This is a genomic window from Mesorhizobium sp. M0011 (assembly GCF_040324155.1).
GTDB lineage: Bacteria > Pseudomonadota > Alphaproteobacteria > Rhizobiales > Rhizobiaceae > Mesorhizobium.
The window spans coordinates 145705-168634 of record NZ_JAMYVQ010000003.1; the positions used below are offsets into that span (position 1 = coordinate 145705).

23 protein-coding genes are annotated in these 22930 nt (G+C 62.9%); 10 read left to right on the plus strand and 13 right to left on the minus strand.

Going from position 1 to position 22930, the window contains the following annotated elements; genetic code table 11:
- The first annotated feature begins 157 nt into the window (after positions 1–157).
- The 4 genes from NKK51_RS04720 (at position 158) to NKK51_RS04735 (ending at position 3149) form a co-directional block, all read left to right on the plus strand.
- Entirely contained in the window at positions 158–520 is a 363-nt protein-coding gene (locus tag NKK51_RS04720; protein ID WP_352551486.1) for a hypothetical protein, read from the plus strand.
- A gap of 125 nt (positions 521–645) precedes the next feature.
- Complete coding sequence (locus NKK51_RS04725; RefSeq protein WP_352551487.1) at positions 646–2088, plus strand: multicopper oxidase family protein; 1443 nt, start codon at positions 646–648, stop codon at positions 2086–2088.
- A gap of 40 nt (positions 2089–2128) precedes the next feature.
- Entirely contained in the window at positions 2129–2569 is a 441-nt protein-coding gene (locus tag NKK51_RS04730) for a DUF411 domain-containing protein (protein ID WP_352551489.1), read from the plus strand.
- Positions 2570–2702: 133 nt separating this feature from the next.
- Positions 2703–3149: a hypothetical protein gene (locus NKK51_RS04735; RefSeq protein ID WP_352551491.1), complete on the plus strand. Its 447-nt coding sequence runs from the start codon at positions 2703–2705 to the stop codon at positions 3147–3149.
- 105 nt (positions 3150–3254) lie between these two features.
- On the opposite strand, the gene NKK51_RS04740 is transcribed toward NKK51_RS04735, so the two are convergent.
- From NKK51_RS04740 to NKK51_RS04775, 8 genes are all read right to left on the minus strand, one after another.
- The gene (locus NKK51_RS04740; RefSeq protein WP_352551494.1) at positions 3255–4037 is read right to left on the minus strand and encodes an ABC transporter ATP-binding protein; all 783 of its coding nucleotides are present in this window, start codon (positions 4035–4037) and stop codon (positions 3255–3257) included.
- Between the two features lie 10 nt (positions 4038–4047).
- Positions 4048–4896 carry an ABC transporter permease gene (locus tag NKK51_RS04745; RefSeq protein WP_502902445.1) on the minus strand — a complete coding sequence of 283 codons (849 nt, stop codon included), beginning with the start codon at positions 4894–4896 and terminating at the stop codon, positions 4048–4050.
- A gap of 28 nt (positions 4897–4924) precedes the next feature.
- Positions 4925–5932, minus strand: coding sequence for an ABC transporter substrate-binding protein (locus NKK51_RS04750; RefSeq protein ID WP_352551662.1), 1008 nt, complete (start codon positions 5930–5932; stop codon positions 4925–4927).
- Positions 5933–6132: 200 nt separating this feature from the next.
- Positions 6133–7431 (minus strand): hypothetical protein, encoded by a 1299-nt coding sequence (locus tag NKK51_RS04755; protein WP_352551496.1) that lies wholly within the window; start codon positions 7429–7431, stop codon positions 6133–6135.
- Positions 7432–7540: 109 nt separating this feature from the next.
- Positions 7541–8272 (minus strand): histidine utilization transcriptional repressor HutC, encoded by a 732-nt coding sequence (gene hutC / locus NKK51_RS04760; protein WP_126069965.1) that lies wholly within the window; start codon positions 8270–8272, stop codon positions 7541–7543.
- 32 nt (positions 8273–8304) lie between these two features.
- Positions 8305–9330 (minus strand): zinc-dependent alcohol dehydrogenase, encoded by a 1026-nt coding sequence (locus NKK51_RS04765; RefSeq protein WP_352551498.1) that lies wholly within the window; start codon positions 9328–9330, stop codon positions 8305–8307.
- Between the two features lie 15 nt (positions 9331–9345).
- On the minus strand, positions 9346–10668 hold the full coding sequence (hisD, locus tag NKK51_RS04770; RefSeq protein WP_352551500.1) for a histidinol dehydrogenase: 1323 nt from the start codon (positions 10666–10668) through the stop codon (positions 9346–9348).
- A 206-nt stretch (positions 10669–10874) separates the two neighbouring features.
- Positions 10875–11648 carry an SDR family NAD(P)-dependent oxidoreductase gene (locus tag NKK51_RS04775; protein WP_352551502.1) on the minus strand — a complete coding sequence of 258 codons (774 nt, stop codon included), beginning with the start codon at positions 11646–11648 and terminating at the stop codon, positions 10875–10877.
- Between the two features lie 131 nt (positions 11649–11779).
- Here NKK51_RS04775 and NKK51_RS04780 point away from each other — a divergent pair, with 131 nt between their 5' ends.
- Both NKK51_RS04780 and NKK51_RS04785 read left to right on the plus strand, forming a co-directional pair.
- Entirely contained in the window at positions 11780–12883 is a 1104-nt protein-coding gene (locus NKK51_RS04780) for a histidinol-phosphate transaminase (RefSeq protein WP_502902444.1), read from the plus strand.
- Positions 12884–12991: 108 nt separating this feature from the next.
- Positions 12992–13363, plus strand: coding sequence for a hypothetical protein (locus NKK51_RS04785; RefSeq protein WP_352551506.1), 372 nt, complete (start codon positions 12992–12994; stop codon positions 13361–13363).
- Positions 13364–13500: 137 nt separating this feature from the next.
- On the opposite strand, the gene NKK51_RS04790 is transcribed toward NKK51_RS04785, so the two are convergent.
- The 5 genes from NKK51_RS04790 to NKK51_RS04810 form a co-directional block, all read right to left on the minus strand.
- Positions 13501–14184: an SGNH/GDSL hydrolase family protein gene (locus NKK51_RS04790; protein ID WP_352551508.1), complete on the minus strand. Its 684-nt coding sequence runs from the start codon at positions 14182–14184 to the stop codon at positions 13501–13503.
- Positions 14185–14248: 64 nt separating this feature from the next.
- Positions 14249–15202 carry an ABC transporter permease gene (locus NKK51_RS04795; RefSeq protein ID WP_352551509.1) on the minus strand — a complete coding sequence of 318 codons (954 nt, stop codon included), beginning with the start codon at positions 15200–15202 and terminating at the stop codon, positions 14249–14251.
- 3 nt (positions 15203–15205) lie between these two features.
- On the minus strand, positions 15206–16168 hold the full coding sequence (locus tag NKK51_RS04800; RefSeq protein ID WP_128303928.1) for an ABC transporter permease: 963 nt from the start codon (positions 16166–16168) through the stop codon (positions 15206–15208).
- A gap of 10 nt (positions 16169–16178) precedes the next feature.
- Entirely contained in the window at positions 16179–17690 is a 1512-nt protein-coding gene (locus tag NKK51_RS04805) for a sugar ABC transporter ATP-binding protein (RefSeq protein WP_352551511.1), read from the minus strand.
- Positions 17691–17771: 81 nt separating this feature from the next.
- Positions 17772–18851 (minus strand): substrate-binding domain-containing protein, encoded by a 1080-nt coding sequence (locus tag NKK51_RS04810; protein ID WP_023809403.1) that lies wholly within the window; start codon positions 18849–18851, stop codon positions 17772–17774.
- A 342-nt stretch (positions 18852–19193) separates the two neighbouring features.
- Between NKK51_RS04810 and NKK51_RS04815 the strand changes: the two genes are divergently transcribed.
- The 4 genes from NKK51_RS04815 (at position 19194) to NKK51_RS04830 (ending at position 22907) form a co-directional block, all read left to right on the plus strand.
- Positions 19194–19844, plus strand: coding sequence for an SGNH/GDSL hydrolase family protein (locus tag NKK51_RS04815; RefSeq protein ID WP_063173756.1), 651 nt, complete (start codon positions 19194–19196; stop codon positions 19842–19844).
- Between the two features lie 57 nt (positions 19845–19901).
- Positions 19902–20996: an ROK family transcriptional regulator gene (locus tag NKK51_RS04820; RefSeq protein ID WP_352551514.1), complete on the plus strand. Its 1095-nt coding sequence runs from the start codon at positions 19902–19904 to the stop codon at positions 20994–20996.
- A 135-nt stretch (positions 20997–21131) separates the two neighbouring features.
- On the plus strand, positions 21132–21824 hold the full coding sequence (locus NKK51_RS04825; RefSeq protein ID WP_023809406.1) for a helix-turn-helix domain-containing protein: 693 nt from the start codon (positions 21132–21134) through the stop codon (positions 21822–21824).
- Positions 21825–21827: 3 nt separating this feature from the next.
- Entirely contained in the window at positions 21828–22907 is a 1080-nt protein-coding gene (locus NKK51_RS04830) for an extracellular solute-binding protein (protein WP_023809407.1), read from the plus strand.
- Positions 22908–22930: the final 23 nt, after the last annotated feature.

The window sequence follows — 22930 nt, forward strand, 5'->3', positions numbered from 1 at the left end:
TCAACAGCAGTCCGAAGGTCCGCAGCAGCAGGTTTTGGCGGCAGGCGCGATGCGATGCCGGGATTGTCGCAGCATCGGAATCCAGCTTGCAAATGCCTCCTTTTGAGGCCAGCCTAGATGCATGATGGCACGCCGGTCGCCAAAACATGTCCTTGTCATGCTGCTCGCGGTATTCCTGACCGCCGGGTTCAGCCTGTCTGCCGCTCAGGCGAGCGTCATGTCGGCGAAGATGATGATGACGACTGGCAGCGGCATGCCTGCCGGCACCGGCATGGCCAGGATGGCCGACACAGCCATGAATGGCGATTGCAGCGCGTGCCTCAAGGGCGCCGCCGACAGCGATAAGCCGATGCATTGTCCGCCGACCTGCATCGCACCAGTGCTCGCGGTACTCCCTCAAAGCCTCGCCATCACCATGGTTCCAGCGGTGCAACAACCATCGGCGCTACCGATGCCGTTCCTTCACGGGCGAAGTTCCGTGCCCGACCCATTCCCTCCCAAATCCACCGATCTCGTCTGACGCCGTTTCAGCCATCCCGTGGCTGATTTCCGGCGTTTGATTGCCGCTGGCGCTTCGCGCCGGCAGGCACACGGCAATTTACGTCGAGAGGCTCGCCGTCGATCGAGATCGCAAAGGGCTTGAGAGTGAGTATCAATTCCAGTCATTCCATTTCACGCCGCAGGTTCGTCCTTACGGCGGCGGGCGTTGCTGCGGCCACCCTGGTGCGCGCCGCAACGCCAAGAGCATCCACCGTCGATGAGCGCCGCATCAGGATCGCGCCAGGCCACGCCAGCTTCACCGGCCCTGGCGGTCCGCTCACTCCTGTCTGGGCGTATGACGGGACGATCCCCGGCCCGATGCTGCGCCTGCGCCAGGGCCGACCCGCTCGCATCACGGTCGAGAACGCATTGGACGAGGAAACCACGGTCCATTGGCATGGCATCCGCCTGCAAAACACCATGGACGGAGTGCCCGGTCTGACGCAGCCGCCGATCAAGGCGGGGACAGATTTCGTCTATGAATTCACGCCGCGCGACGCCGGCACCTTCTGGTATCATCCGCATGCCAACAGCCTTGTGCAACTCGGCCGCGGGCTCGCCGGCGCCCTCATTGTCGAGGAGACCGAACCCGTTGCCGTCGACCGCGACCTGTTGTGGTTGCTGCAGGACTGGCGGCTTGCCGATGACGGGCAGATGGCGCCCGGCTTCGGCAGCGCGATGGATGCGGCGATGTCCGGCCGCGTCGGCAACGTCGTCACCATCAACGGCACGGCGCCGGCCGATCAGAGCGTAAAGGCGGGTGAACGCGTCAGGCTGCGGCTGGCCAATGCCTCGCTCGCCCGCATCATGGCGCTGCGCTTCGAAGGCCACCACCCGGTCGTCGTGGCGATCGACGGCCAGCCCTGTGATCCGCATGAACCGGAGGACGGCCGCCTTTTTCTGGCACCCGCCATGCGCATCGACGTCGTGATCGACATGCAGGGCGATCCAGGCAAGCGTTACGCGGTGATCGATGATTTCTACGACGGTCTCGCCTATACGCTGACCACGCTTGCCTATGACAGCGCATCGCCGATTCGGATCCATCCTCTCGACACGCCGCTTGGCCTGCCGCGCAACCCGTTGCAGCAACCCGATCTCGCAAGCGCCGAGCGCCAGGAGATCGTCCTGCAAGGCGGCATGATGGGTGGCGGCAAGCTCGCCGGCGTCGGCGGCATGATGGGCATGGCGACACCCGGCATGAAGGGTGGCGCTGCCTGGGCGATCAACGGCATGTCGATGACCGGTGACGGCCATGCCGGCATGGCGCCGCAATTCACCTTATCGCGCGGTGCAACCTGTCATCTCACCATGCGAAATGAAACCGCCTGGTGGCATCCGATGCATGTCCATGGCTTCAGCATGCTGGTGCTTGCGCGCAACGGTTCGCCGGTACCGCACCGGCAATGGCAGGACACGGTGCTGCTGGCTCCCAGGGACACGATCGAATGCGCCTTCGTCGCCGACAATCCCGGCGATTGGATGCTGCACTGCCATGTCGCCGACCACCAGATGGCCGGCCTCATGACGGTGTTTCGAGTGACCTGATTTTCTCGTCAACAACGTCAAGACAATAAGGAGAACTGCAATGAAACCGACTTACACTCTCGCCGCTTTCGCAGTCGCGATTGCAATGCCGCTGCCGGCTGTCGCGGCGACGATCAACGCGGTCATGTACAAGAACCCGCAATGCAGCTGCTGCGAATCCTATGCCAACTATCTGGAACACAACGGTTTCAAGGTCGACATCAAGCCCGTCAACAACCTGTCCCAGATCAGCAGTGATGCCGGTGTGCCGGCGGACCTCGAAGGCTGCCATACGCTGACGGTCGACGGCTATGTCGTCGATGGCCTGGTGCCGGTCGATATCGTCAAGAAACTGCTGACGGAGCGGCCCGCCCTCACCGGCATCACGCTGGCCGGCATGCCGACCGGTGCCCCCGGCATGGGTGGCGAGAAGGCTGGCCCTTTCATCGTCTACGCCTTTACCAAGGACGGCAAGGCGCCCACTGTCTACGCGACGGATTGAGAGGTAATCGCCATGTCTGCCGATACGTCGGACTGCCCTGCCCGAACCTGGCTCGCCATGACGTTCCTGCTTTTGCGCCATTTCGCATACAAATGCGTTTGTGCTAATATACCTTGGCCATGCACCTTCGTGCGTGACCGACCAATGGGAGGACGCGATGAACACCATGAATCGCAGGTCTGCAATTGCCCTCGGTATGACGGCCGCCGCGGTGACGCCTTTTTTTGCCCTGACGGCGTCGGCGAAGGCCAAGAAATACGGCCCGAAGGATGGCAAGGAGATTGCGCCCGGTGTCAGGGTGGTGGAGGTCGGCACCGGCGACTCCGACATTGCCGCTTACAAGAGCATCGCGATCGTCGATGTCGTGTTTCAGCCCGGAGCGCACGCTCCCGCGATGATGATGGACAATGACATGGTCTGCACGATCACTTCAGGCGCGTTCACCATCAAGAAGGCAGACAAGGAATTCAAGCTCAAGACGGGTGACATGTACACCTGCGCCAAAGGCAAGACCGACGAGGCGACGAATACAAGCAAAGAGGTCGGCGTGCATCGTATCGCCGTCCTGATACCTGCGTAGCAGTTGGAGTTCCGGCCGGACAGGCGGCTTGCATGCTGTCCGGCCGTCGTTTGCGTATCGCCGGGTGCTAGCCTCGTCCGGCATGATTGGGCCTACCACAAGCGCCTACGCCATTTCGGGGCGTTTTGAACCCTCGCGGATGGCCTTGTGCACGCCGCGCTGCAGATCCATGAATGCAGGGCTTTCCATCACCTCTTCGCGGCGCGGGCGCTCGATATCGACGTTGAAGGTCTGGGTGATGCGGCCCGGGCCGATGCCCATGACGACGATGCGGTCCGACAGATAGACGGCCTCCTCCACATCATGGGTGACAAACAGGACGGTCAACCTGTGTTCCTCCCAGATCTGGGTGAGCAGTTCCTGCATCTGGTGCCGGGTCAAGGCATCGAGCGCGCCGAAGGGCTCGTCCATCAACAGCATCTTGGGCCGGTAGGAAAGCGCGCGCGCAATGGCGACGCGCTGTTTCATGCCGCCCGAGAGTTCGGCCGGATAGCGGTCGGCGCTGTCGCACAGCTTGACGAGTTCGAGGTGCTCCAGCGCGATCCTGCGGCAGGTCGCGCGATCGTAGCCGGCGGCCTTGAGGGCAAATTCGATGTTCTGCCGCGCCGTCAGCCAGGGAAGCAGCGTGTAGGATTGGAAGACGACGCCACGGTCGAGACCAGGCTGCAGGATCGGCGCGCCATCGATGCTGAGATCGCCGGCGTCGAAGTCCTGCAGTCCGGCCACGATCGACAGCAGCGTGCTCTTGCCGCAGCCCGACGTGCCGACCAGGGAGACAAACTCGTTGTCGGCAAGATCGAGGTTGATATCGCGCAGCACTTCCGTGCGCCGCTCGCCGGTGCCGAAGCTCTTGTGCAGACCGGCGATCCGCAATTTGGGGGGGCTCATCGGCTGGACCTCATTGCGAGCGGCCCTCTTGCTTGAACAGCACCTTTTCCAGCGCCTTCATCACCTGGTCGGTGATGAGGCCGAGCAGGCCTAAGAGCAGGATGTAGCCGATGATCGTGTTTGTCTGGAAATAGCGCTGCGACACGGTGATGCGATAGCCGAGCCCCGATGTCGCGGCGACGAGTTCGGCCAGCACCAGCCACGTCCATGCCCAACCCAGGCTGATGCGCAACGTATCCCAGATGCCCGGCAAGGCGCTGGGCACGACAATGCGCGTCAGGATCTTGCGATCCGGCAGGCCTAGCGTGCGCCCAAGGCCAATGAAATCGGCTGGAACCCGTTTCACATTGTCCATGATCATCAGGACCTGCTGGAAGAAGGTGCCGATGAAGATGATCAGGAATTTCTGCGAATCTCCGGTGCCCGCCCACAGGATGGAGAGCGGCACGAAGGCGACGACCGGCATGTAGCGGATGAAGTCAACCAGCGGCTCGATGGCCGCCTCCCAGGAACGGAAACTGCCGATCAGCACGCCGATCGGTATCGACAGTGCCGAGGCGATGAGGAAGCCGATGGAGATACGGTACATCGAGGCTTTGAGGTCCAGCCACAACGTGCCGTCGGCCGCAAGCTTGGCGATCTGCATAGCGACGCTGCCCGGCGATGGCAGGAAGATCGGCTTTACCAACCCCAGGCCGGTCGCGGCCCACCAGGCAAGGCCGAGCCCGACGAACACGGCCACCGCGATCACCAGGAAGCGCGACCTGGCGATGGGCACGCCGATCCCGGAGGATCGGCGACGCCTCGCCGGTTTCGTGGGACGAGCCGGATCGGTTTGAGCGGGACGCTCCCCGGACATCTGCGTCACCGCCGCGATCCGGCCTTGATCATTCCGCTGCCTTGACGAAGGACGGGTCGATCATCTGCTCCGGCGTCACATCGGCCTGCAGCAGCTTGGCGTTCTTGGCGGCGGCTTCGACATCGGCGAAGGTCTTGGTGGTGAAGTCGCCTGTCAGCGCCGTCTTGTTTTCGGCGAGTGAGTAGTAGCGCACGCCGTCAAAGGCAGTGTTGAGGTCCTTGACGTCCGAACCGACAGCCTTGGCGATGATGGCGCGCCCACCGGGCGTATCGGCATTGTAGTCCTTGAGCGCTGCGTCCCAGCTCTTGATCATGGCCAGCACCTGGCCGGGCCGCGACTTGATCACCTCGTCACGCACCACCAGAACGTCGCTGATCAGGCCGGGATCCTCGCCGGCGGTGAACAGAAGCTTGAGGTCCTTGTTCTGCGCCATGGCGACGGTGAGGTACGGTTCATAAGTCACCGCGACCGGCACCTGGCCGGCGATCAAGGCGCTGCCGGCATCGGACGCCGGCATCGGGACCGGCTTCACATCGTCGATCGACATGCCGTTCCTGGCGAGCGCGTATTTGAGCAGGATGTCGCTCGTCGTGCCTTCCTCGAAGGCGACCTGCTTCCCCTTGAGGTCCGCGATGGAGGTGACGTCCTTGCCGGCGATGATGGCGTCGGCGGTCATGGAGACGTCGAGCAGCAGCACGATCTTCACCGGCAGGCCGGCCGCGACCATGCCCATCGCCGTGTGGGTGGCGATGTTGGCGGCGTCGAGCTGGCCGCTTGCAAGTGCTGCATTGATGTCCTTGTCCTCGGCGAAGTTGACGATCTGGACGTCGCTCAGCCCGTTTGTCTTGAACAGACCCTTGGCCTCGGCGACATGCCACTGGCCATAGCCGAGCCAGGGCTCGATGCCGATCTTGAACGCTCCTGCCTCGGGCGTGGTGGGAATGGCCGCATCGGCCGCGTAGGCTGCCGGGGCGGCGGCGAGTCCGATGGCGGCGGCCATCACGAGCGCGCCAAACTGTCCTGTTAGGTTACGCATCATCTTTGTTCCCCTTGATGATCAGACCGCTTTTTCTAACTGAGGTAGCCGGTCTGGTGAGACTGCGGGTTTCTGCTCTTGCGGCACTGTGCCTCGGCGTCTTACCTGCCACTTCATGGTGAAGTGCGAGGATATTTCAGCGTCAGCGGGAGCGGATGTCAAGGCTAAAATACATACATGCATATACAAGTTGGAAAGACTCAATTTTCCACCTTGGCCGGATCGATCCGGTCGAGGAAACCTGTCACCCGATCGGCTCCGGCAACGGGTTCGCTGCCGACCATGACCGCGACTGAAAAGGCAATGAGGGAAGAGACCGGCGTGTGGCTGCGCGCGCCGGCGCGCAGGTTCATGACCAGCGTCGGCGACAGGAAAAGACCGGCCCGCAGCACCGCGCGCCAATCCGCCGGCAGCATGCCGCGCCGTTTGAGCTCCAGCAGCAATGGCCGCCACAGCGCTGTCGCCTTGACCTCCAGCAGGTCGCGGCGGACGAGGCTCAGGTCCCAGTCCGTGTCGACATGGAGCAGATTTCCGTCCAGCCGCGCCTGGGCGCGAAAAGCCTCTGTCGCGGTCGCCGGATCATAGAGCCAGAACGGGTGGGCGAAGATGTTGTGGAACGTCGCCTTCACCTCCGCCAGCAGCGTCGGGATGTGCGAGCCGGCAAAGGCGGGATCGAAGAAGGACAGTTCCGCGCTCCCCGGCTTCGCCGTGTACCAGACATTGGCGTTGTGGGCGTCGCCATGCGCGACCACGCCGCCTGCGTCGGCAAGCCGGTCCGGCCGCAAGCGCATTGCGGCGGCGTCGAATAGCTCACCGACGCTGTCGGTGTAGCGCCGGTCATTGATGACGAATTTCAGCCGGGAAAACCGATCCCAATCCAGCTCCAAACCGGGAAAGGCAAACAGTTTGCCGATATAGAAATCGGCCAGCCGGCCGCCTGGCGACAAGCGTGTCTCGGCATCGATCAGCCGCTCATGAAACAGCCTGTGGATCGGCTCCGCCGTCACCTCCTCGACGGTTACCGGATGCAGCGTCTCGAGATAGACCTTGAGCAGCCTGGCCGACAGGTCGCGCTCGGCAAGAACGGCTTCTTGCCGTTTGCCGGCATCGTCCTGCGCATCGAGCGCGAACAGCACATCCGAAAACCTCGGATCCGTGCGGCGGCGATAGACAAGGATCTGCTCGCCGGGCTGGGCCGACATATGCACCGGCTGGTCGACCGGCAGGCCTGCGCGCGACAGAATCTCGGCGCGGTAATACTCGCCCGTCATCGCCTCTTCCCGCTCCTCCTGATGGAACTTGAAGAAGTAGGCCTTGCCGTCGTTCTCGAAGAAGCCGTTCAGGGAATTGAGGCTGTATTTGTCGAAGTTGATGCGGACATCGCGGGGGCTCATCTCGAACAGATCGCCCAGCAATGCCGACAGCGCGCTTTGTGCCTCGGCAACATCATGCTGCGCGAGTGCCCGAATCCGCGCCGTGCGGCTGGGTATCAGCGTCATCCGTCGCTCCTTCCATCCAGTTCGTCCGCCGAGGGCGAAACCGTTCTAATCGATACATGTATATACATTGACGGCAAAACCTCTCCGGCTTGCATTCGCTCCATTGCCGTCAGCTGTTTTTGGAGGGGGAATAGCGGCTGCCGAGCGAGTAGCGGCTGCCGGCATAAGTCAGCTTGCTGATCGTCGCCACCACAGCGCCCGTCCATGTCCGGCGATGCAGGAAAAGGCAGCAGGCGCCGACATCAATGCCCAGATGCCGCGCCGTCTCGGCATCCGCCGGGATCGCGGAGATGATGTGCTCGACCTCGGTGACCGGGGTTTTCTGCATGAGGTAGTCATAAGTCGCCGTCTTCGAAAAATCCTGCTTGTCATAGTCGGGGATGAGGCTCGGATTGACGAAACGCTCTTCCAGCTGCACCGGCAAATCATTCTCGAAATTGACGACGACGGAATGATAGATCGAGACACGCTTTGCGAACTCGAACGACAGCGCCAGTTCCTTTGTCGGCATGATCGTTTCGAGAACGAGGACTTCGGAGCGATGCCTGTTGCCGCGCTCGACGATCTCGGCTGCGATGTTGTTGATCTCGATCAGCGTCGATTGCGGCCGTGGTGGCGCGATGAAGGTTCCCACACCTTGCAGACGGATCAGGAACCCCGCCGAGGTCAACTCTCTAAGGGCCCGGTGAACCGTCATCCGCGACACGCCCAGCGACGCCACCAACTCATTTTCGGACGGCAGCTTGCGATCCTTGCCCCACCGGCCCGTTCCGATGTTCGCCAGGATGTAGTCCTTCACCTTCTCGTAAAGAGGGCTGGCCGTATCGGGCAAAGTGATCATTTCAAAAGTCCTCTCCGGCGATTTATCGAAAATCACGACTGCTCGACAGGTTGCCGCATGCGGATGATTGTTTTCAAGCCATCGCTTTGCCCCGCCAACAGCCGCTCATAGGCGGCGGGAACCTCATCCAGGCCGATCTCCTGGTCGATCAGGGCCAGCAGCGGTTCGCTGAGTTCACCCAGCATCCGCACGGCCTCAGGCAGTTCGTCGGCAAAGGCGTGGCATCCCAGCAACCCGATCTCGCGTTCGACCAGACTATTGGGATCAATGTCGAGACGGTCATGGAAGATGCCGACCATGGCGACCGTGCCGCCGGGATCGAGAACGCCGAGCAGCTGATTGAGGGCCGCGACGCTGCCCGTCGCCTCAATGGCCGCGAGCAGCGGGGCATTGGCGGTTGCGGCGGCAATGGCATCCCGGTTCAGATCGACAGTCGTGGCACCCGTCACCCGCGCCACGCGGGCGCTGCGAGCCTGGTTGCGGTCGGCGACGAGCACGGTGCCGGCAAAGGTTCGAGAGAGCAGCAGAGCGGCAAGACCGCCGATGGGCCCGCAGCCGACGACCAGCACCGAGCCTGCCGTTTTCGGCAGCCGCCGCACCGCATGCAACGCCACCGCCAGCGGCTCGGCCATCGCCGCGACCCGCTCGTCGAGCCCGGCATCGATGATATGCAAGAGCCGTGCGGGCAGCACCGCCTGTTCGGCAAACCCACCGTCGCAGATCTCCCCCACAAAGCCCAGCGACGCACAGAGATGCCGCCTTCCCGCATGACATTGCGCGCAGTCTCCGCACCAGAACCGGGAATCGGCAACCACCCTGTCACCGACGGCGACGCTATCAACGCCTGCGCCGATGGCGGTCACCGTGCCGGTCAGTTCATGGCCGGCCGTCGACGGCGACCGGCTTATCCACTGTCCCGTGCGGAAATTATGCAGGTCCGAACCGCAGATGCCGGCGGCATCGACCCTGAGCTTCACCCAGCCCGCATCCGGCACGCCCGGCGCGGCGACATCCTCGACGCGCAGATCGCCGGGTCCATAGAGTCGAGCAGCCTTCATCGCGATCGTTTCCGCTCAACCGGCGAGATAGCGGTCGCGGATTTCCGAGACCGCGTTCTCATGCGAGCTGAAGCCCTCGTAGCGGGCGAGCCTGCGGGCGTGCAGAGCGAGTTCCGGATAGGCCGCCGACGTGACATAGCCGACCGACGAGCGCTTGACGAAATCCGTCACCGAAAGCGGGCCGTAGGTCCGCGCCCACCGGCTGGTCGGCAGCACTGCATTGGGTCCAAGGACGAAGTTGGCAAGGGTCACCGGCGTGTGCGGTCCCATGAGGATTTCGGCCGCCTCGGTGATGCGTCCGAGATGGGCGAACGGCTCCGTCGACAGGATCTCGAGATGTTCGGGCGCATAGTCGTTGATGAAGCGGTAGCTGTCTTCCAGCGATGCGGTCAGCACGATGCCGCCGCGCTTGCCGGTCAACACCGCGCGCGAAAACTCGACACGCTGCTCGGTCATCCGCGACCAATGCTCGGGAAGTGCGGCGAGTGCTGCTTCTGCAACCTTGCGGCTGTGCGTCACCAGATAGGCCGAGGAATCCGGCCCGTGCTCGGCTTCGATCAACAGGTCGAGCGCGGCAAGGCCGCCGTCGACGCTGTCATCGGCAAAGATGATCGCTTCGGACGGCCCAGCCGGAAGGCCTGTGTTGATGACAGAAGACAACACGCTCTTGGCCGCCACCACCCACGGGCTGCCGGGGCCGACGATCTTGAGCGCGGGCTTCACCGTTTCCGTGCCGTAGGCGACGGCCGCGACGGCCTGGGCGCCGCCGCATTTGTAAACGGTCCCGACGCCGGCGAGGCGTGCGGCGACCAACGTTGCTGCATCCACCGACCCATCCGCTGTCGGTGGCGTCACGATGGCGATCTGCGGCACGCCAGCAATCACCGCCGGCACCGACGTCATCATCGTCACCGACGGAAAGGCGCCCTTGCCGCGCGGAACGTAGAGCGCAACGGACGCGATCGGCGTGTACCTGTCGCCGGCATAGGCGCCCGGCCGGATTTCCTTGAGCCACATCGTTTCCGGCTTCTGCTCCTCATGGAAATGCCTGATGTTGTCGATGCCGAACTGGATGCTCTCGACGACATCCTTTTCCACCTTGTCGAACGCCGCGTCGAACTCGGCTTCCGACACCTGTAGTTCGCCCTCAGCGACATTGGCCTTGTCGAGTTCCCCGGCGAAGCGGATCAAGGCGGCGTCGCCTTCGTCCTTGACGGCCTGGATGATCGGCCGGACCTTCTCGACGAAGACCGTCAGATCGGCCTCGGCGCGCTTCAGCAGACTGGCGCGCTGGTCGGCATCGACGGATGACAAATCGTGGAAGCTGATGTCGGACATAACTGCTCGTTCTCCTGAACTCTTGGAACGCAATGACGGTTGGCGCAGGTCGGCCGTATCCTGCGGGCCGACAGGCCGACCCGGGACAAGGATCAAAGCTGTCGAGAGGCTTCACTCGGCTAAAAGTATATACATGTATGTATGACGGTCGCCAGCAATTTTTCCATCGTCCTTCCCGTCGAAACTGCGGAGACAAACCTGCCGCATCAGATCGAGGCGAGAAAGCCGCCATCGACCGGAATGGACTGGCCGGTGATGTAGGCCGCCGCATCCGAGGCAAGGAACACCGCGATGCCGTGCAGATCGGAGAGATCACCGAAGCGCCGCTGCGGGATCTTGGCCAGCATGGAGTGCTGCCATGCCTCGTTGCTGTAGAAAACGTCAGTCATCGCCGTCCTGAAGTAGCCCGGCGCGATGGCGTTGACCCTTATGCCAAGCTCCGCCCACTCCGCCGCAAGCGCCCGCGTCATGCCGAGCAGGCCCGACTTCGACGAGCCATACGGCACCGCGGTCGGAACTCCGACTTCGGATGTCAGCGAGCACAGATTGATGATGGCACCAGGACGGCCGGTGTCGCGCATCTGCCGCGCGGCGGCCTGGGCGCAGAAGAACGCTCCCTTGAGATTCGTGTCGACGATCCTGTCCCACAGTGCCTCGTCGACATCGAGCGAGGGCCGCACCTCCTCCATCCCGGCATTGTTGACGAGAATGTCGAGACCGCCAAGCAGGCTGGCAGCCTCGTTGGTGGCTGCCCCGCAGCGGCCAACATCAGTGACGTCGAGGGCAATGGCATGCGCCACCCCGCCGGCGGCGCGGATGGCTGTCGTTGTGTCCTGCAATGAGGCTAGGCTGCGCGCCGAGACCGCGACGTCGGCGCCGGCAGCACTCAGCGCTTCGGCGATGCTGCGCCCGATGCCTCGGCTTGCGCCGGTGACAAGCGCCTTCCTGCCGGAGAGATCGAAGAGAGAAGCGTTGCGCATGTGATCCTCCTGATCGGTGTCGGCCTCGGCGCCGGTATCAATGCTATCAGACCGCAGGTTACATATACAAGCATATACAAACAATTTCAGCTGCGGTACGGATGACGAAATCCGCCGCAAAGGAGCCCACCGTGTCGAAAGCCTCGGATATGGTCCGCACCGAAGTCAACCGTTTGTCGCCCTACAATTCCGGGCTCACCATTGACGAGGTTATGGAGCGATACGCACCGGCCAGGATCGCCAAACTAGGCTCGAACGAAAATCCGCTCGGGCCCAGCCCGACCCTCGTCACGACGATGCATGCCGGCTCCGAGATGTTCCGCCTCTATCCCGACCCCGCCGGGCGCAAGCTGCGCCAGGCGGTCGGCGACAAATATGCCGTCACCGAGGACCAGATTATCCTGGGCAACGGTTCCGAAGATCTTCTCTCCGTGATCAGCCGTGCCGTGTTGCGGCCGGGCGACGCCGTCGTCACCCTCTATCCGTCGTTCCCGCTGCATGAGGACTACGCGACGCTGATGGGGGCGACCGTCAAGCGCGTTGTCGTCAACGACGATCTCACCATCAATGTCGATGCGCTGGTCGAGGCGGTGCGCGAACGGCCGCGCATGCTGCTGTTCTCGAACCCGATGAACCCGGTCGGCAGCTGGCTCTCCGGCGGCGATCTGTCGAGGGTTCTGGACGTGGTCGGCGACGAGACGCTGATCGTCATCGACGAAGCCTATGCCGAATATGCCGAGGGCGACGACTATACGTCATCCCTGCCCTATCTCGGAAAGCTGGACCAGCCCTGGATCGTGCTGCGAACTTTTTCCAAGGCTTTCGGCCTGGCCGGATTGCGGATCGGCTTCGGCATCGTCGGTGACCCGGAGCTGCGCGCGCTGCTCGACCGCGTCCGCACGCCTTTCAACGCCAACGGCATGGCCCAAGCCGCCGCACTCGCGGCGCTGGCCGACGACGAACACCTCGCCAGGGTCGTCGCGCTGGCCAGGGCGGAGAGAAAACGCGTCGAGACTTTTCTGGCGAGCAAGGGCCTCGACGTCGCCGCCTCCAGGGGCAACTTCCTGTTCTTCAACTGCCGGCGAGATGCTTCCGTGTTCGTCGAAAGCCTGTTGCGGCAAGGCGTCATCGTCAAGCCGTGGAAGCAGCAGGGTTTTGACACCTATGTGCGCGTCAGCATCGGCTCGGCTGCGGAGAACGACCACTTCATGGCCGTTCTGTCGGAGCTGTTGTGAATACACGCTTTGATCGGGATTCGGAACGGACCAGCCAAATTGACCTGCTGCTTGCGGCAGCGAGGTACCAGTTCGGGCACGATGTCACGCTGCGGCGCAATTCGTCGAATGAGGCAGCAGATTTTTTTGAGCTTCAGGCCGACAGCAGGCCTTAACTTTCGCGGCGTGGGTTTTTACATCTCTGGGGTCTGCAAACGATCGACGCTTGAGGAGGCTCCCTTGCAGCAACCAGATGACATCGCCGCCCGCCGATTGGGCATTCTCATCGAGCAATATGTGGAAGCGCGCAAAAAGCACTACGACTATGTGTCGACCGAGCAGGCCTATCGGGCCATCCGGCAGGTCCTCAAACCCGCCATTCCCGATCGCGAACTCGACGACATGGTCGCCGCGCTTGCCGTGAAGAACGGCCTGGCGGTCGTTTTCGACCGCCAAACCAAAGCGTCCGCCGATCATGTCCCTCGGAGCGCAAGGCCCTAGATCAACGCAGGTCTGCAGGCGTCGAGCGCCACATCGATACGGGGCCAAACGGCCCCGTATCGATGTGTATCGCCGGAGGAACGAGCGATACACCTGCGCCATGGGCCTGTGTGCCGCAGGCCGACGGCCTGGCAGCTTCAGGCGGCAGTGCTGACCTTGCCCGGCTCGAGGATCGACTTGACCTTGTCGGCGACGGCGCGCCCCAGATCGGCGTTGTTTGCGGCGGTGAAATGAATTCCGTCGACACCGTCCGTGGTGAGGTAATCGCCGGCATTGAGGAAATCGATCTTCATAAAATCCGCCATCGCCTTGTATTGCCTGGCCAGGTCTCTGGATTTTTCGTGCCCGCCGCCGAACATGCCCTCGAACCACGGATCGGGCATCGGGGTCAGCGGCGGCGGCGCAATGACCAGCGCCTTCGGCGCCGGATACGGGGTGCCGATGCCCCCGGCGCTGGTCAGGATCTGCCCGACCAATTTCGCCATTCCATTGGCGATCTCATAGGGCGTCCGGCGGAAATAAGACTTGGTGTCGTTGGTGCCGAGCATGATGATGACCAGGTCGAGCGGCAGATGGCTGGCGATGGCCGCGGGCAGATAATTGGCCCCGTTCAGGCGCGGATCGTTGGGGTCGTCGAGACAGGTGGTGCGCGCGCTCAGGCCTTCTTCGATGATGTGGTAGCCCGCCCCTAGCGCCGCCGCCATCACACCGGTCCAGCGCTGATCATAAGGGTAGCGGTAGGTCGGCGACCCCTCCTTGACCGGAACCCAGCCCCAGGTCAGCGAGTCGCCGTAGCACATGATGTTTTTTGGCGGTGACATCCATGTTTCTCCATCTGTTTGCAATTGTCTGAACGCCGGCGCACTTGCTTTTCGCCGTCTTAAGTCAGGGGTTTCGCACGCGCACTCCGTAGAAGATCGCCGCGCCGAGGATGATGACGCCCTGCGCGATGAGCTTGCCGGGCTCGTCGATGCCGAGCACCGTCATCACCACGAACAGCAGCGCAAAGCACAGCGCCCCGAAGAAGGGCCCCCAGACGCCGCCGTCGCCACGACCGAAGACGACGCCGCCGAGGATCGTTGCCGCGACCGCCAGGATCGGCAGGTCGAGGCCGACACGGACGCTGCCGACGGCGATCGAACCGGTCTGCACCAGGGCCGCGATCGCCGCGATCAGGCCGGCGAGCGTATGCGCCAGGATGACCGTGCGCTGGACCGGCACGCCGGAAAAATGCGCGGCTTCGGCATTCTCCCCGACCGAGGCGACGTAGCGGCCAAAGACGGTCAGCGACAGAAGCAGCCACACCGAAGCGGTCAGCAGGACCCAGAACAGCACCGGCGTCGGAACCGACAGGAATTTCGTGTTGTAGAGGTCGTTGAACAGCTTCGGCACATCGCCGGGCGGATTGCCGCTCGACAGGAACTGCACCAGCCCTACCAGGATGATGCTGACCGCCAGCGTGACGATGACAGCCGACACCCGCCGGCTCCCTATCATGAAGCCGTTGAACAGGCCGATGACGAGGCCGGTGGCGAGCGCCAGCACGACGAAGAAAGGCATCGACGCGCCGGGGAAAGTGCCCGACGAGATGAAATAGTTGATGAGCAGGATGATGCCGCCGCCGGAGAGGTCGATCGACTTCACCCGCATGACGACGAGCTGCCCCAGCACCAGGATGCCGAGCGGGACGATCTGCCTGACGAAGATACCCATGATGTTGAGGTTGAGCATGTTCGGTCGCGCGATCCACAGCGTCGCCAGCAGCACGAGAAAGACAAAATAGGACGGCGATATGCGCAGCAGGCGCCGGGCGATCGGATTTGCGAGAACGGCAGCCATCTTTTAGAGCCCCATCTTCTTGCGGGATTGCAGCCCGACCACCGCCAGCAGGATGCCGCCCTTGATCGCGGTCTGGACAAAGGGGGAGACGTTGGCGAGGTTCATGCCATTGGCCAGCAGCGCCATGACCAGCGCGCCGATCACCGTGCCGTGCAGGCTGCCTATGCCGCCGGAGAGCTGGGTGCCTCCAAGGGCGACGGCGGTGACGGTGTCGAGTTCGAAAAGCAGCCCGACATTCGGATCGCCCGACACGATGCGCCCGGCCAGGAAGACACCGGCAACGGCCGCGAAACAGGAACAGACCACATAGGCGAGGATGATGTTGCGACGGTCGGAGACGCCGAAATTGCGGGCAGCACTTTCAGCGCCCGAAGCAATGCCGCCGCCAATCGCAAACAGATGCAGCCCGTATCGCGATCCGTAGAGCAGTTTCCACGCTGCCAGGATCACGACGATGCCCCAGAAAACCGGATAGGGAACGCCGAGGAAACTGCCTGAGACGGCATCGATGACGATCTCCGGCACCGTACCGCCGGACACAGGACGCAGGATGCGCGTGATGCCGAGCACGATGTACTGCGTCGACAGCGTCGCGATGATCGGATGGACGTTGAAACGGGTGATCGCCAGGCCGTTGATCAGCCCGATGAGTGCCGCCAGCACGAAGACCGCCGGGATCAGCACGACAGCCGGCTGATCGAGCGCCAGCACCGCCGTGGTGAAGCTGATGACGGAGCCGACCGACAGATCGAGCCCGCCGATGAGCACGACCACCAACTGTCCGATGGCCGCGATGATCAGCGGCATTGCCTGGGCCACCAGGTTGAAGAGGTTTTCGGCCGTGGCAAATTGTGTCGTCTCGACGGTCAGCCACAGCGAAATGAACAAGGCGACCAGCAGTGGCAGGCCCCACAGGCCTTGCCGCGTGTTCCGGCCACTCAGGATGTTGAACAGCGAGCGAACCATGGCAGCCCCCCTAGTGCTGGCGCGCGGAGCCGCCCGTCAGGGCCGCGTCGAGGATCTTGTGTTCCGTCGCCTGCGCCGCCGGCATTTCGGCAACGATGGTGTCGTCGTGGACGACGTAGATGCGATCGCAGAGCCCGATCAACTCGATCGTCTCGCGCGACAGCACCAGCACGGCGCCGCCCTTGGCGGTAAAGTCGCGCAGCAGGTGGTAGATCTCGGACTTGGCGCCGATGTCGACGCCCCGGGTCGGCTCCTCGACCAGCAGAAGATCGAGATCGGCGGCCAGGTAGCGGCCGAGGAGAACCTTTTGCTGGTTGCCGCCCGACAGGGAGCCGACCGGCGCGGACGGCCCTGCCGCCTTTATGTTCATGACCTCCATCATGCGGGCGATGACGTTTCGATACGGCCGCGCCGGCGCGAGTTCGAATCGCCTCGAATGCAATCCGATGGCGATGTTGTGGGCGATCGGCAAAGCGAGGAAGAGCCCCTCCTCCTTGCGGTCCTCGGGAACGAAGCCGACCCTCAGCTGCTGCAAATGGCGAACGCCTGATGATGCCGGGAGCGGCATTTTCAGCGCTTTGCCGTTGACGGAAATCGTCCCGGCGGAGGGATGATAGCGGCCGATCAGCGATCTCAGGAAGCGCTGCTGGCCCTGCCCCTCCAGTCCGGCCAGGGCGACGATCTCGCCCTTGTGCAATGTCAGCGACAGCGGCCGCGATGTCTCGGTGATGCTGAGGTTTTCGACACGCAGGATCTCATCACCCTTGTCGCCCGTGCGATCAGGAAAAAGGTCCTGGAGTTCGCGTCCGACCATCATGGCGATGAGGTCGTCGGTGGTGATCTCGGACACCATCCGGGTGCCGACCAGTGCGCCGTCCTTCAGCACCGTCACCGTGTCGCACAGCTCGAATATTTCCTCCATGCGATGCGAGATGTAGACGATCGCCTTCCCCTTATCGCGCAGCCGGCGGATGTTGCGGTTGAGCACATCGACATCGGCCGCATTGAGAGCAGCCGTCGGCTCGTCGAGGATGAGCACGCTGGCGTCCGCCTGGATGCAATGCGCGATCTCGACGAATTGCCGCTCGGCGATCGTCAGGTTGGAAACGAGTTGCGACGGGTCGAGCGTGAGGCCGAGTTCGCCAAGCGCCCTGGCGGTCTGGCTCTTCATCGCGGGATAGTCGATCGAGCCGAACCGGGTCGTCGGCTCCCGGCCGAGAAACATGTTCTCGGCGATCGACAGATTGGGCAGCAGCGAGTGCTCCTGGAAAACGGTCGAGATGCCTGCATCGAGCGCGGTGCGCGGCGACTTCAGATCGAGCTTTTCCCCGTTCATGAAGATCTCGCCGGAATCGGGCTGATGCACGCCCGCCAGGATCTTCATCAACGTCGATTTGCCGGCGCCGTTCTCGCCCATCAGGGCGTGAACGCTGCCCGCCTTGAGATCGAGGGAAACGGAGTGGAGCGCCTTGCTCCCTCCGAACGCCTTCGAAATGTGGGACATCTCGATAAGATTGGTCACGAAACCCTCGAACGAACCAAATTCAACACATGGAACGGCCTGCGGGGAATGCTTGTCCACTCCCCACCAGCCACGGCGCCGTCATTTCTTGCCGTAATATTCCTTGAGCTTGTCCTCGGGCAGTTCGCTCGGCCACCAGACATTGGCGGTCAGGTCGTCGCGATAGTATTTTTTGGCCTTGTCCTGGTCCCATCCGTCGGGATTATAGACATAGCGTTTGTAGAGCTGCTTGCCTTCCAGAAGGGCAACAGCGGCGCGCACGCCGGCCGCACCTTGGGCGGGGCTGTATTCCGGCGAGATCGACTTGAACCCGTCCGTGATCCACTGGCCGAAATAGCCATTGTTGCCCTCGCCCGAAATCGGCGGAACGGGCGTGCCGAACTGCTTGAAGACATCGACGCAGGCGCGCGTCATGTCAGCGCCGGACGACCAGATGCCGTCAACCTGTGGGTTGTTCAGATAAAGCGTCTCGCACAGCTTCTTGGCCTTGTCGTACTGCCAGTCACCATGCTCCTCGGCGATGATCTGCACATGCGTGCCCTTGAGCGACTCCAGGAGTCCGTTGTAGCGGTTGGTGTCTTCCGGATGTCCGGCCAGGCCACGCAGGACCCAGATCTTGCCATTGTCGCCGACGGTCTTGACCAGCCAGTCGCCCATGACCTTGCCGAAGTGCTCGGCACCGCCCTGGATTTCGGTGGTGTAGGCATCGGAATCGATACGGCCGGTGTGAAGGATGACGGGGATGCCGGCGGCGACCGCCTTGGCGATGCTGGCATTGGCCGATGTGCTGGTCACCGGCTGAACGATGATCGCGTCGACATGCTGCGCGATCAGGTCCTCGATGTCGGCCACCTGCTTTTTCTGGTCGAAGCCGGCATCGAGCAGGATGAATTTCGAGATGCGCTTGTCCTTGGCCGCGGCGTTCTCCGCCTCATGCGCCACCTGTACTGTCCAGGTGTTGGCGTTGACGCCGAAGTCGCTCATGCCGATGACCCAGGGCGGGTCCTTCTTGAACGCACCGGCTGCGGTCATGCGCGTGTCGTCGGGGCGCGGCGCGACGCCGTCCATCAGCTTGATGTCTTCCGCATGCGCCAGGGACGTCACGGCAAGCGTGGACGCAACGAGCATCCCCAGGCCGACGGTTTTCAGCAATCCTAACATTGAACTCTCCTCCTTGTGGTTGTCCCGGCCTACGAATTCGTATGGCCGGCCGTACGAATGTGTACTGCCGCGAGACGCTCTCCCGATGCATGCTCGTCGTCGCAAACCGACCGATGCACGCAATTCTCCCGTCCCCGAACACATGAGTGTCGAGGCCCAACCCGGGCTGGACGATGGTGACGGTTGAGAACTCCTCCGGCACTTTAGAAGCACAGCGGATTCGCCCTGTCAATAGTTAGTCATGTTGAATGACTATTCCCTTGCTTGCCTTTCACCGCTCCGCTATCCATCATGAATGGCGCTCGCCGGCTTCGGCGCGCTGTCAGTCCCGGCGGGAAAAACATGCGATCAGTCTTGTGCTACGGCGACTCCAACACGCACGGCCAGATCCCCGGCAGGGGGCCGCTCGAGCGCTATGGGCCGGGTGAACGCTGGCCGGGAATATTGCGTTCTCAGCTAGGCCCCGACTGGTATGTCATCGAGGAGGGGTTGAGCGGCCGCACCACCGTCCACGACGACCCGATCGAGGGCGCCCACAAGAACGGCCGAACCTATCTTCGTCCTTGCCTGCAGAGCCATGCGACGCTCGACCTCGTCATCATCATGCTCGGCACCAACGATTTGAAGATCCGCTTCAACAAGCCGCCGTCGGAAGTGGCGATGGGGATCGGCTGCCTGGTCTACGACATCAAGGAGCTGGCGCCCGGTCCGGGCGGCACCACGCCCGAAATCATGATCGTGGCGCCACCGCCGATGCAGGACGACGTCAAGGAATGGAAGTCCATCTTCGCCGGTGCGCCGGAGAAATCGCGCCTGCTCGCGCTCGAGTTCGAGGTTCTGGCGGACTCGCTCGAATTACACTTTTTCGATGCCGGCTCGGTGGTGTCGTGCAGCGAAGCGGACGGCTTTCACATCGATGCCGAGGCGCACAGATTGCTGGGCACCGCACTCGCCCGCGCGGTCGATGCCATCGGCTGGAGCCGCTCGACATGAGCAACCATAGCGCCGCCAGGCAACGCGCTCTTACCGACGGGGCGACCCTTGCCTGACATGAGATTCGCACCACCCAACCCCTTGCGCATCGCCGATCGTGCGAGCGGGCTGAATGCGTTGAGCGTGCGCAGCTACAATGAGCGGCTGGTGCTGTCGCTGCTGCTTCAGAACGAAGGCATCTCGCGGATGGAAATCGGCGAAAAGACCGGCCTGTCGGCGCAGACGGCCTCGGTCATCGTCCGTTCGCTCGAGCAAGAAGGCCTGGTCTCGCAAGGCGAGGCGCAGCGCGGCCGCGTCGGGCCGCCCACCATCCCGCTTTCGCTCAACCCGGAGGGCGCCTATGCGGTTGGCGTCGGCTTCAGCCGGCGCAGGATCGACATCGCGCTCATCGACTTCATCGGCACGGTGCGCTTCCACACGCAATTGCCGGCGGATGAAGCCAATCCCTTTCCGCAAAGTAGCGAGCTGTTCGGCGCGATCAGGCAAGCCATGACCAGCCTGCCGGTCGAGGTGCGCAGCCGGGTTGCCGGCATCGGCCTGGCCGTTCCCGACGATGTCGACACCATGGCTGCAACCCGCAGCGGATCGAGCACCTCGCTGAAAGCCTTGCAGGGGGAGATCGAGGAACAGATCAAGCTGCCGGTTTTCGTGCAGAACGACATCACCGCGGCAGCCGGCGGCGAGAGCATGTTCGGCGTCGCAAAGCCGCTCAACGACTATCTGTTCTTCTATCTGGGAGCACGGCTGCAGAGCAGGCTCATCCTCAACCACCAGATCTACAAGGGAAACTCCAGCGCCAGCTTCGATCATGGCCTGATGCGCCTGGAGAGCGAACTGGCCATGCGCGGGCGCCCGTCCGAAATCATCTGGAGCAGCAGCCCTGAGTGGCCTGACCTGGGCGAGGCCTACAGCGCATGGCTGGGCGAGTGTTCCGACCGCCTGAAAGCGTCGATCTCCGCGCTGACCCAGTTTGTCGAGTTCAATTCGGTCGTCCTGTCCAGCTATGCGCCGCAAAAGATCGCCGAGGCCTTGTGCGACGACATCGGCCGGGAATTCCCCGGCATCGAAGCGCTGCCCGCGCGGGTCAGCATCAGCCCGAAGGCCGTCGGCGCGGCAAGCCTGCCGTTCAGTTCGCGCTTCATGATCCAGTGATCGAGCCGAACCGGCGTTGCCGGTCTGCCGATCATGCACCCTCTGCAGGTCCATCGATGATTTTCAGGTGACCAAGCGAATCTACTTGCCAGGACGCCTCACTTAATAGCATGTTAAGTGAACCCTGAGATCGCCATGAAAATCGCTGCGGATCACGCACTCAATGACAATGCCGCAACCAGCGCCGAAGCGCGCCGCTCGACGGTATTGGGCGATCGCATCAAGGCCTATCGCACCACGCGGCGCCTGACGCTGCGCCAGCTCGGCGGCATGATCGGCACCACCGCCAGCTTCCTGAGCCAGCTCGAGCGCGGCCTTTCCGGCGCCAACACCAGCACATTGATGCTGATCGCCAATGCGCTCGGCATCAGCCTCGCCGATCTTTTCGACGACTGCGAAGTGTCGCCGCACGCGGTGCTGACACGCGCCGAGCGGCCGGCGCTGCCGACCAGCGAAGGCTACCGCAAGACGCTGCTGTCGCGCCGGCCGATCCGCGAGATGGAAGTCTATTGCGGCGAGTTCGCCGTCGGCGGCTCCACCGGCGACGTGCCCTATACGCATGGCAACGCGAGCGAGATGTTCCTCGTGCTGCGCGGACGCGTGCAACTGACGCTCGGCGACGAGAGCTTCACCCTCGAAGAGGGCGACAGCATCGAATATTCGACCTCGACGCCGCACCGGACGATCAATGTCGGCGATGCGGTGGCCGAGGTGCTGTGGATCATCGCGCCGCCGACAAGCGGCGCTGTCGACCTCGATCAATATGTAGCCCGGAAAACGCTCGCGCCCGGCCTGCCAAAATCAAACAGCGAGCCATCGGAGGGTTAGAAAATGGGAAGCAGATCAAGATTGGCCGGATTTGTCGGCGCCGCCGCACTGGCCTTGCTCGCAGCCGCCGCTCACGCGCAGAACGCGCCGCCGGCCGGAACCGTGGTCGACGGCTCGTTGAAGGGCAAGACGCTGACCTTCGTCTCCTATGGCGGCATCTACCAGGACGGCCAGGTTGCCGCGCTCAAGGAATTCGTCGACAAGAGCGGCGTCAAGCTTTTGAACGACGGACCGACCGAAATCGCCAAGCTTCAGGCGCAGGTCGAATCAGGCAATGTGACCTGGGATGTCGTCGACACAGACGATTTTCCGCCCTTCGTGCATTGCGGAAAACTGTTCCAGAAACTCGATCTGACCAAGCTCGACATCTCGCACATCCCGCCCGGACAGGTCGGCGAATGCAGCGTGCCGGCGATGAACTACGGCATGGTCCTGATGTACAAGAACGACACGTACAAGGACAATCCGCCAAAGGACTGGAAGGATTTCTTCGACACCGCGAAATTCCCCGGCACCCGTGCCATCGACGGCAGTGGCAGCCCGCTCGGCGGCCTGATCGAACAGGCCATCCTGGCCGACGGCGGCAAGGTCGACGCCATGACGCCTGCCGATATCGACAAGGGCATCGCCAAGATCAAGGCGATCGGCCCCGACACCATCTTCTGGAAGACCGGCGCAGAATCCCAGCAGCTTGCCGAATCCGGCGAGGCCGACATGATCATCATGTGGACTGGCCGCGCCATGACGGCGGTCAAGAATGGCGCTGCCTATACGCCGGTGTGGAAGGACTGGCTGGTCGTCATGGATCAGCTGACCATCCCGGTCGGCGCCAAGGACACCGATGCCTCCTACGCGCTGATCAACGCCTATCTCGGCAAGAAGTCGCAGGAGATCCTGACCGAGCAGACGTCCTACTCGCCGATCAACAACGAGGCGCAGCCCAAGGTCGACGCATCCGTCGCCGCCTTCCTGACCAACACGCCGGACCACGCGAAGCTCGGCTACCAGCAGAACATCAAGTTCTGGGTCGCCAATTTCGCCGCCGCGTCCGACAAGTGGACGGCGCTGATGGCCGGCAACTGAGCCGGCTATCACTGAGGTGACGG